This is a genomic window from uncultured Paraglaciecola sp. (assembly GCF_913020055.1).
Classification (GTDB): Bacteria; Pseudomonadota; Gammaproteobacteria; order Enterobacterales; family Alteromonadaceae; genus Paraglaciecola.
The window spans coordinates 1-8,713 of sequence record NZ_CAJWCF010000142.1 but is presented as its reverse complement, the minus strand read 5'-3'; the positions used below and the strand labels follow the sequence as shown (position 1 = coordinate 8,713).

Annotated in this window: 9 protein-coding genes and 1 pseudogene; 1 reads left to right on the top strand and 9 read right to left on the bottom strand. The window is 38.2% G+C overall.

All coding sequences use genetic code 11. The annotated features are described in order from the left end of the window. Window positions 1-105: 105 nt before the first annotated feature. Window positions 106-2,028, bottom strand: coding sequence for a nucleoside-diphosphate sugar epimerase/dehydratase (locus QZ488_RS20255; protein WP_293752159.1), 1,923 nt, complete (start codon window positions 2,026-2,028; stop codon window positions 106-108). Between the two features lie 260 nt (window positions 2,029-2,288). Between QZ488_RS20255 and QZ488_RS20250 the strand changes: the two genes are divergently transcribed. Further along, window positions 2,289-3,599 (top strand): Wzz/FepE/Etk N-terminal domain-containing protein, encoded by a 1,311-nt coding sequence (locus tag QZ488_RS20250; protein ID WP_293752157.1) that lies wholly within the window; start codon window positions 2,289-2,291, stop codon window positions 3,597-3,599. A gap of 164 nt (window positions 3,600-3,763) precedes the next feature. On the opposite strand, the gene QZ488_RS20245 is transcribed toward QZ488_RS20250, so the two are convergent. The 8 genes and pseudogenes from QZ488_RS20245 to QZ488_RS20210 all read right to left on the bottom strand — a co-directional run. Beyond that, window positions 3,764-4,324, bottom strand: coding sequence for a sugar transferase (locus QZ488_RS20245; protein ID WP_293752155.1), 561 nt, complete (start codon window positions 4,322-4,324; stop codon window positions 3,764-3,766). A gap of 196 nt (window positions 4,325-4,520) precedes the next feature. Beyond that, complete coding sequence (locus QZ488_RS20240; RefSeq protein ID WP_293752153.1) at window positions 4,521-4,898, bottom strand: type II toxin-antitoxin system PemK/MazF family toxin; 378 nt, start codon at window positions 4,896-4,898, stop codon at window positions 4,521-4,523. After that, window positions 4,892-5,146 carry an AbrB/MazE/SpoVT family DNA-binding domain-containing protein gene (locus QZ488_RS20235; RefSeq protein ID WP_293752151.1) on the bottom strand — a complete coding sequence of 85 codons (255 nt, stop codon included), beginning with the start codon at window positions 5,144-5,146 and terminating at the stop codon, window positions 4,892-4,894. Before QZ488_RS20235 ends, QZ488_RS20240 begins: the two co-directional genes overlap by 7 nt. Window positions 5,147-5,222: 76 nt before the next feature. After that, on the bottom strand, window positions 5,223-5,360 hold the full coding sequence (locus QZ488_RS20230; protein WP_293752149.1) for a hypothetical protein: 138 nt from the start codon (window positions 5,358-5,360) through the stop codon (window positions 5,223-5,225). 247 nt (window positions 5,361-5,607) lie between these two features. Continuing rightward, a complete protein-coding gene (locus tag QZ488_RS20225) occupies window positions 5,608-6,597 on the bottom strand; it encodes a hypothetical protein (RefSeq protein WP_293752147.1) in 990 nt (329 codons plus the stop codon). A 37-nt stretch (window positions 6,598-6,634) separates the two neighbouring features. Next, window positions 6,635-7,774, bottom strand: a complete 1,140-nt coding sequence (locus QZ488_RS20220) for an NAD-dependent epimerase/dehydratase family protein (protein WP_293752145.1) — start codon at window positions 7,772-7,774, stop codon at window positions 6,635-6,637. Next, a complete protein-coding gene (locus tag QZ488_RS20215; protein ID WP_293752143.1) occupies window positions 7,764-8,351 on the bottom strand; it encodes a DapH/DapD/GlmU-related protein in 588 nt (195 codons plus the stop codon). The genes QZ488_RS20220 and QZ488_RS20215 overlap by 11 nt, the downstream gene beginning before the upstream one ends. After that, a pseudogene (locus QZ488_RS20210) lies at window positions 8,348-8,713 on the bottom strand (glycosyltransferase family 2 protein); the annotation flags it as partial. The pseudogene QZ488_RS20210 and the gene QZ488_RS20215, both read right to left, overlap by 4 nt.

Sequence of the window (8,713 nt, the reverse complement as noted above, 5' to 3'; positions counted from 1 at the left end):
CTAAATGATCTGAACTGGCCTTTGATGCTGAATACGGTGAACTTGGCGCATTCGCCATTCCTACAGGCCATCCACCAACTGCCTCGATTAAAACACTTTATCTATTTATACCAACCAATCTTCAACCACGCACTGTGGTTTAAATCCATCGACATGTTTTATCAAAACATCCCTTACTTCTTGGCAATTATCACGGTCATTATGCTTTTCAATGTCTTGCAAAATGCTCTCTAATTCTGGCCAAGCAATTACTTTTTCTTCTGCCCGCATAATTCTACTATGCTGTGTATCCGACACATTGTCGCCAATCAGTAGTTCTTCATATAATTTTTCACCTGATCGTAAGCCTGTATAGGTAACTTCAATATCGCCTTCTGGGCTTAGCTCGTCCTTTTCAACCAAGCCACTCAGGTGAATCATGCGTTTAGCTAAATCAATAATACGAATAGGTTCGCCCATATCTAAAACGAACACATCTCCACCTTTCCCCATTGCACCAGCTTGAATAACCAGTTCAGCCGCCTCAGGAATGGTCATAAAATAACGTGTAATACGTGGATCGGTCACGGTAACAGGTCCACCATTTGCGATTTGTTCACGGAACAATGGCACGACCGAACCAGAAGATCCTAAAACATTACCAAACCGTACCATTGTAAAACGAGTATGCGTATTTTGATTTTTATCCTCAGATAACGCTTGCAAGACTAACTCAGCAAAACGTTTACTGGCCCCCATCGTATTCGTGGGTCTAACCGCCTTATCCGTTGAAATTAATACAAAGGTATCGACCTGTGATGCAATTGCCGCCCTTGCACAACTAAGCGTACCAAATATATTATTCCTGATACCTTCACTGGTGTTTCTCTCAACCATGGGTACATGTTTATATGCTGCCGCATGATAAATCGTTTGCACATTAAATCGCTGACAAATAGCCTCCAAACGTTGCTGGTTAAGCACAGAACCTAATACAGCAATAATCGGGATGTTCTCGGTATAGCGTTTAAGTTCTTTTTCGATAGCATACAAGGAAAACTCATTGAGTTCATACAACACCAATGTTGTCGGTTGTAATCGTAAAATTTGACGACACAACTCAGACCCTATAGAGCCCCCAGCGCCAGTTACCAGCACCACTTTATCCGTAATATTGGAATGCAATAAGCTTTGCACGGCCGCAACAGAATCTCGCCCTAACAAATCGGCAATATCAACTTCTTGAATATCAGATACCGTTACATTACCTTCAGCAATATCCATCAAACCTGGCAAGGTTCGAACATGTACGGGATACGGCTCCAGTAAGCGTATGATTTTATGTCGGTGAACACGTGCAACCGAAGGCATCGCCAATAGGATATCTTTGACATGAAACGTTTCAATCAAATGACTTAATTGACTAAAAGGATAAACACTCAAACCATTTATTTGTTGATGGTGCAGACTCCTATCATCATCAACAAAAGCAACCGGATTAAGCTGTCGCGACATTTTAAGTGCCGCCACCATCTGAGCACCCGATGCACCCGCACCATAAATAATTACAGGCGGAGTTGCTCGTCTCTTTTCTTGTACGCTCACACCACCTTGAAAGATATGAGAGAACCACCAACGCGCCATTAAGCGACTACCACCAACAAATAGCAATAATAATAGGGTATTAATACCATAAACAGTTCTGGGCACGCCGTCAGTACCCGCTATTAAAACAACCACCGTAAAGATAAGTGTATACAAAATAGTGGCTTTTAATACCGACCATAAAGCCTGCATGCCTAAGTATCGAATAATCGCACGGTACAAGCCAAACCGGATAAAAATAGGAATAGCAATAATAGGAGCCAATAAGAAAATCCACAATTGCTTTTGGGGTGGCAGGTAAAACACGCCATAGCGGAGTGAGAACGCTGCCCAAAGTGCAATAACGATCATGATAAAATCAACCGCAACTATGATTAAACGTTTTACACTGCGTGGGCGAGATAAAAACCAGTTGGATATGGGGGAAAGCTGTTGAAATAACATTGGGCGTCAGGAATCCTTATTTACAGCTAATTAAAACCAATAGTTTAACTCAATAGAGGCAAAAATTGTTCTAAAACCTTTCATTATAATGGGTTATCGACTTCAAAATGCTCCCTGATAGTGCAACCTAGCCCAGAGATGCCATTCCCACAATAATTATAAACAACACCTCACCACATTTTATCTAGAGAGCATTTTTCCAAATAGGCTTAAATAGCTATATAATGTGGAACATTAAACACATTAATAAGAATAAGAATATGACAACATCTAAACACCAAGAAATGACTTCTCAGAACCATTATGATGATGAAATAGATTTATTTGAATTATGGACAATCTTGGTTAAGCGTAAAATGACAATTTTTGCTGTAACAGCCATAACCGTGTCGCTAGCCATTAGCTACGCCCTACTCTCCACGCCGATTTATAAAGTTGAATCAACCCTGCTTCCCCCTGCAGAAGCTCAGTTAGAACATTTACGAGTGGATAGTGTGGATAGTGTGGATAGTGTGGATAGTGTGGATAGTAAGCATGTATTTGAAATGTTCGTTCGTCACCTCGCATCTCAGCAATCATACCGCAAAGTATTTGATGAAATGGACTTGGTTGCGACATATAAATCTGATGGCGGCAGCACAGACTCTGCCTTTAGCAAGCTGACTAAAGATATAAGCCTAATTAGACCCAAAAACAAAAAAGGTGAAAGCCCAGTTCTCAGCACCACACTTGCCATTGAGGGGCAAGATTCTGGGTTAACAGTAAACATAGTGAATCAAATTATTGCAACAGCAAGTGATGCAACTAAGTTGGAACTTATTTCAAACCTTACGGCTAGAATTGAAAATAGAAAAGCAAGTTTAATCAGAAATATAAATCTAATCAAAACTAAAACGACAAAGCTAAATCATGATGAAATTACTAGATTACTTGAGGCTGACACCTTGCAAGTAAACAAGATTAACGATGAAATTAGCGTATTAAGAAATAATGCAAAAACGAAACGATTCGATCGAATTGCTCAACTAAAAGAAGCGGCAAATATAGCACACACATTAGGTCTCATAGAACTGTCTGATGCTGAATCTATATCCAATACAAGTTCAGCCCCCAATACAAGTTCACCATCCAACATTATCACCAACATTGATAATATACAGCAGCCTTTATATATGCGCGGCGAGAAGGCGCTGCGTTCAGAAGTTCAACAATTAACGTTAAGAAAGACTGATGATCCCTTTATTTCTAAATTACGACCATTACAAAAACAACTTAGCTTACTTAAAAATAATAGACGAATTGAGTTACTTCAATCTCGCAAAAATAACGATGCGTTTATAAGCGAACTTCGCGGCCTAGAGGTTTCCTTAGATAAATTATCTCTCATAAAACTAAATGCTAACGACATTTCTGTAATGCGTATTGACCAACAGGCATTCCCACCTGAGTCGCCAATAAAGCCAAAGAAAGCCTTAATTGTTGCAGTTAGCTTAGTGTTGGGTTTAATGCTTGGAGTTTTTACTGCATTTTTCCGAAATGCAACTGCCAACCGTAAAAGTAGCATAACTTAAACAATTGATACTCTTTATTTAACCTGTGAATTTCTTTAAGGCTGGCGATAAACTAACTAGCCTTAAATTTTTTCTTACCGTTTACGGCGTCAAGACTTTATTCAAAACTCTCACTTATTTTAGGTTAATAATAGGGGGGTACAGTATCACCACAATAAAGACACTTAATGAGAGATACCATCTTTCTTAACCACCTTCAAAAACGTAAGCCAAATGATTTTAATATCAAACCATAAAGACTGACGTTGTAGGTATTCAACATCCAACTCAACCTTCTGAGGAATCGGCAATTCATCACGGCCATTGATCTGAGCCCAGCCAGTTAATCCTGGAACCAAATGATGTACACCTTTTTCTGTCCGTAAGGCAATCAAATCATCCTGATTAAACAATGCAGGTCTCGGCCCCACAAAACTCATATCACCTTTTAAAATTGACCATAACTGAGGCAGTTCATCCAAACTAGATTTACGCAGAAAATCACCAATCGGTGTTAATACGCTTTTAGGATCGTTCAACAGATGTGTCGCCACCGCAGGGGTATCAACTTTCATACTTCTAAATTTAGGCATTTTAAAAATATGATTATTTCTACCCACTCGTTCAGACCAATATAGGACTGATCCTTTTGACGTTATTTTTACTAATACTGCTACCAAACAGATAGGCAGAACAAGTATCAAACTTGCCATAACAGCCAACACTAAATCAAACACTCTTTTCATATTATCTATTTCCGCCATCCTCATCCGAGCAAGGTCGTAGGTCGGATTTTAATCCGACATATTGGACTCAAGTCCAATCTACATGCTGTACCCATTATCATTGATCTTGCAGGTTTTACTAATATCACCATAATCCCGATGGGAAGAAGAAATATACTTGTGGCAACCAGAGCTAAAGTTAAATCAAAGAGTCTCTTCATGTCAGTTGAATAATTTGATTAAGTCGCTCACAGACTTGAGAAAATAAGGCATCATTCATTGCGCCTAATGGATGTGGTTTTGCACGACGAGAACGCCAATCAAATGACTTAGGCTGATGACAAAGCACATAACTTATTTTGTTTAGCTTTTTACCAGAAGCGGTACCTACAGAAATGGCAAAAGGGTTATCAGCATTATATTCAGCCGTCGTCATAGGTAAACCAATAACGAGTGACGTTTTATCATTAAAACTTTTCGGACTTAGCACTAAAAAAGGGTGGATATCCCGCATTTCTTGCCCTGATTGGGGACTACAATCAATCCAAATAATATCTTGGCGATCTGGTAACCATTGAGCAGTTTTTCTTACCACTTCTCAGCACCTAAGTGTTCTGATACAGACATCACTTCACCACCATGAATCATAGGATCAAAACTAGCTAGGCGTTGCTCTAGTGTCAATTGCTCACTTACAACAGGGGTAATGATAATTTGCTTATCAATAATAGAAATTCGCACTCGTTGATCCGTGTGCAAATGAGCTTCACGAGCGATTACTGCTGGCAATCGCACCCCCAAACTATTACCCCATTTTTTTATATCTAATGTTACTTCTGTCATATTACTTCCAATCGGCAATAAAGGTTTAAACACCGGTATAAACACCCTGCTAAGGATAATCAATTCTTCTTTTTTGCTAAATACGCATCCGCTGTTTTTTCAATTGTTCATCCATAGTAATCACCGGCTTCCAGCCAAGTAACGATCGTGCTTTTGAGCTATCCACCTGTAATGAGCCAAATAAACGATTAGCGACATCACCTTTCCCAAGCACCTTATAGCGGCCAAGGTCATTAAACTAACTGGAACAGGTAATAACAAAGATTTTTTGCCTAAAGCTTTAGCTACTTTTTGTAAAAGCTCAGTAGTTGAAGCATCTTCACCATCTAAAACCAAAAAAATCTGATTTGCTGCTTGTGGCAATCAAGACCAAACATAAATCAAATAAACGTTTCATTACATATCAACTTAGAGTGAGTTATTAAAATCAGTGATTTTCTAGATATTTTTCAACTCCCAATTCATACAGATTCAAGAACATTATCTAACCATCCCGCTAAGCTGTATTTGTAATACAAATCTGGTGGCAACTCCTGATAACTTTCATCCCAAAATCCAGTTGGAATCACCGGATTTTTTCTATCTATCACACAAATATTTTCTTTTCTAAAAAAATCATATTGTCGGATATTCGGATTCGTCGTGATAAGCTTCTTATTCGCACCTATTGTTTCAAACGTACGCATTGTTAAACCTCTCTGCTTAGGGTGCTCAATATCTACAATCGCATGTGAATGATGAAATATTTCTTGCACTTTTTCTTTTCCTATAGCTTTAAACTGAAATTCTTCTATCGACGCATGCCTCATTGCAGGCTTTAACATACGATATGCCCAGTACACCCAAGGTGCTTGGAGGTATAAATATTCGTAAGCAATAACCTCACTTGTCAATTGCTCTCTCAATTGATCAATTACCCCATACCTATCCGAATGCATAGTACCAATGAAGCTCAAGTGGTAATCAAAAGTCAATGCAATTGGTCTTTCGAATCCACTCGTAAAAAAAAGAGGGCGAAGCTCCATGCCATATTGATTAGCACTTACGGGGTCAAAGCTGTATGTAATGTCATAATACCTTAGAGCTTGTACAATATTAGGTCTATTATCCATCGAATCCCACATATAAAGCACCATACGGGCGTTGGGAAAAGATGATTTAATTTCAACTAGCACCTCTAGTGCCAAGGTTTGCCCATTAATAACCAAGACAACATCATAATAAGTGGCACCTAATTTCTCTAACTGGTGACGATATAAACGATTAACCCATGGTTGAACTATCCTGGGAGAAGTTCGAGTTAATGCCGTTTGCCATGGTTTATCAAATGGTCGATCAGCTAACCAATCTACCTGTGCGCCCCGTCGTTCAATTTCATTGCGTATCTCAATTTCGTAACCAAAAAAACGAGGGGCAATTAACAATATCTTTTTACCTTTTAAGTCTTTCATTCGCTATCAAGCCTATGATTACCCCACAAACTTTGCATTACTTATATAACCCTTTAGCCTTCATTTCTTCAATACTTTTTTCATACTTATCTTCTTTCACTTCTTGGGAGTTAACCCACTCAGTGAATTTAGCGATACCTTGCTCAAAGCTGAACTGGGGTAAAAACCCAAGCTTCTCCTTTATCTTTGTTAAATCTGCATAATTATGACGTATATCACCCAGTCGATAGTTTTTTGAAATTGTTACTTTTGAGTTACTTCCATAAGCTTTAATTAAGGTATTAGCTACCGTCAATACATCAATCGCCTCACCTAAGCCTACATTAAACACTTCACCATTTGCTTCATTTTTTTCAATTCCAAGAATGGTTGCGGCCACAACATCATCAACATAAACAAAATCTCTGCTCTCCAGACCATCTTCAAAAATAGTAATGTCATTACCATTTTTTATGCGTGTGGAAAAAATTGACAATATTCCGGTGTAGGGGTTACTTAAAGACTGTCCAGCTCCATAAACATTTTGATATCGAAAAGCAACGGCTGAAATACCTAATGACTTCCCCATTACCAAAAACATTTGTTCTTGAACCTGCTTTGTAATCCCATAAATTGAAGACGGGTGTATTTTCGAGCATTCATCAGTAGCCAGCAAGGTAAGATCTTGTGCACAAACAGGACATTTAACACCAAAATCTTCACCCACCATATCCGCATCCTGCCGCTCAGTGGGATAAACAACACCATGGTCTTGGCATTGATATTTACCCTCACCATAAATTGAACGCGAAGAAGCGATCACCATTTTTTTTACAGTATGCGATTCATTGGCCAATATATCTAAAAGTATAGAGGTACCTTTAATATTCACATCGGTATATTTTTCAATTTCATACATTGACTGACCTGTGCCGGTCTCAGCAGCCAAATGTACAATAGCATCAACCCCTTCCAACGCACAGATCCAATCGTCATAGCTAAGGACTGAACCTTTAATAAAGCGTACTTTATCTTTTATGCTTAAATAGAGCGATGACAAGTCAGCATTGTCACCATGAATCTGAGGTGATAAATTATCTAATACTGTTACATTGTGACCTTTCTCAATAAGCTTTAAACTAAGGTTAGAGCCAATGAATCCAGCTCCGCCTGTAATCAGTATATTGTTATATTTCATTTAAAAACTTACCCTTGTTATTTGTTTTTTCCCAAAGTTGACTATCTGGATTATACCTTTTGACTATTTTTGCAGGAGCCCCTACGATGACGCAATAATCTGGGAATGTGCCTCGTACTACTGAATTTGCACCCACAACACATTGTCGACCTAAAATTGTGCCCGCTTGAATAGCCGCTCCATATCCGATAAAGCAGTTTTCACCTATTTTTGTCTTTAATGCCAAAAGAGGCTGGTAAAGAATGTGCTTATCAAGATCTTGATATTGATGGTCTATGTTTGTCACAAATACATTCGCTGATAATGTTGTGTTTTTACCAATAGTTAATACCTGATTACAACCAGAGATAATATGCAAATTTTGACCTACCGAAATATTGTCTTCAAATACAATAGAGGCACTTTTATCGGCCACTTCAATTCTAGCTCCTGGGAAAATCCTTACTTTATTACCTATAAATATTCTCTTAAAGTTGGTTATTATTAATGGCTTTCCCATATAAGATAGGAATCCAAAAGAACCTAAAAATGGTTTATAAATTAGCCCTCTTAGAAACCAATATATTTTAACACTCATCTAAAAGCCCTTTTTATAAGATGGCATAAAACATATACCCTGACTAATACTTTGTGTATCAGATTGTTTTTACTTTTAATGCCACCAGTTGAAGCATTAGAATCATGTCTTCTATACAGCATGTAAGGTTCTGGAATGAGTTTTGTTTGAAAATATAGTTCCGCAACTAGACAAATCCAATAATCATGTGCAACCAATTTTCGATTACTGGGGAAAGGTAGGCTAGCTTGCAGAACTTTCTTATTAAATGCCATACAAGCACCCACATATCGTGGAAATAATAAGTTTGTGAAAAAACCTTTGCTCGTCCCATATAGTGAGAAATGTGATTGATATATTTTCTTTAGTCGGGCATCTACAAC

Bases quoted from the DNA above. Each gene is read 5' to 3' on its own strand.
- QZ488_RS20255 (WP_293752159.1), bottom strand. From the start codon at position 2,028: ATGTTATTTCAACAGCTTTCCCCCATATCCAACTGGTTTTTATCTCGC.
- QZ488_RS20250 (WP_293752157.1), top strand. From the start codon at position 2,289: ATGACAACATCTAAACACCAAGAAATGACTTCTCAGAACCATTATGAT.
- QZ488_RS20245 (WP_293752155.1), bottom strand. From the start codon at position 4,324: ATGAAAAGAGTGTTTGATTTAGTGTTGGCTGTTATGGCAAGTTTGATA.
- QZ488_RS20235 (WP_293752151.1), bottom strand. From the start codon at position 5,146: ATGACAGAAGTAACATTAGATATAAAAAAATGGGGTAATAGTTTGGGG.
- QZ488_RS20225 (WP_293752147.1), bottom strand. From the start codon at position 6,597: ATGAAAGACTTAAAAGGTAAAAAGATATTGTTAATTGCCCCTCGTTTT.
- QZ488_RS20220 (WP_293752145.1), bottom strand. From the start codon at position 7,774: ATGAAATATAACAATATACTGATTACAGGCGGAGCTGGATTCATTGGC.
- QZ488_RS20215 (WP_293752143.1), bottom strand. From the start codon at position 8,351: ATGAGTGTTAAAATATATTGGTTTCTAAGAGGGCTAATTTATAAACCA.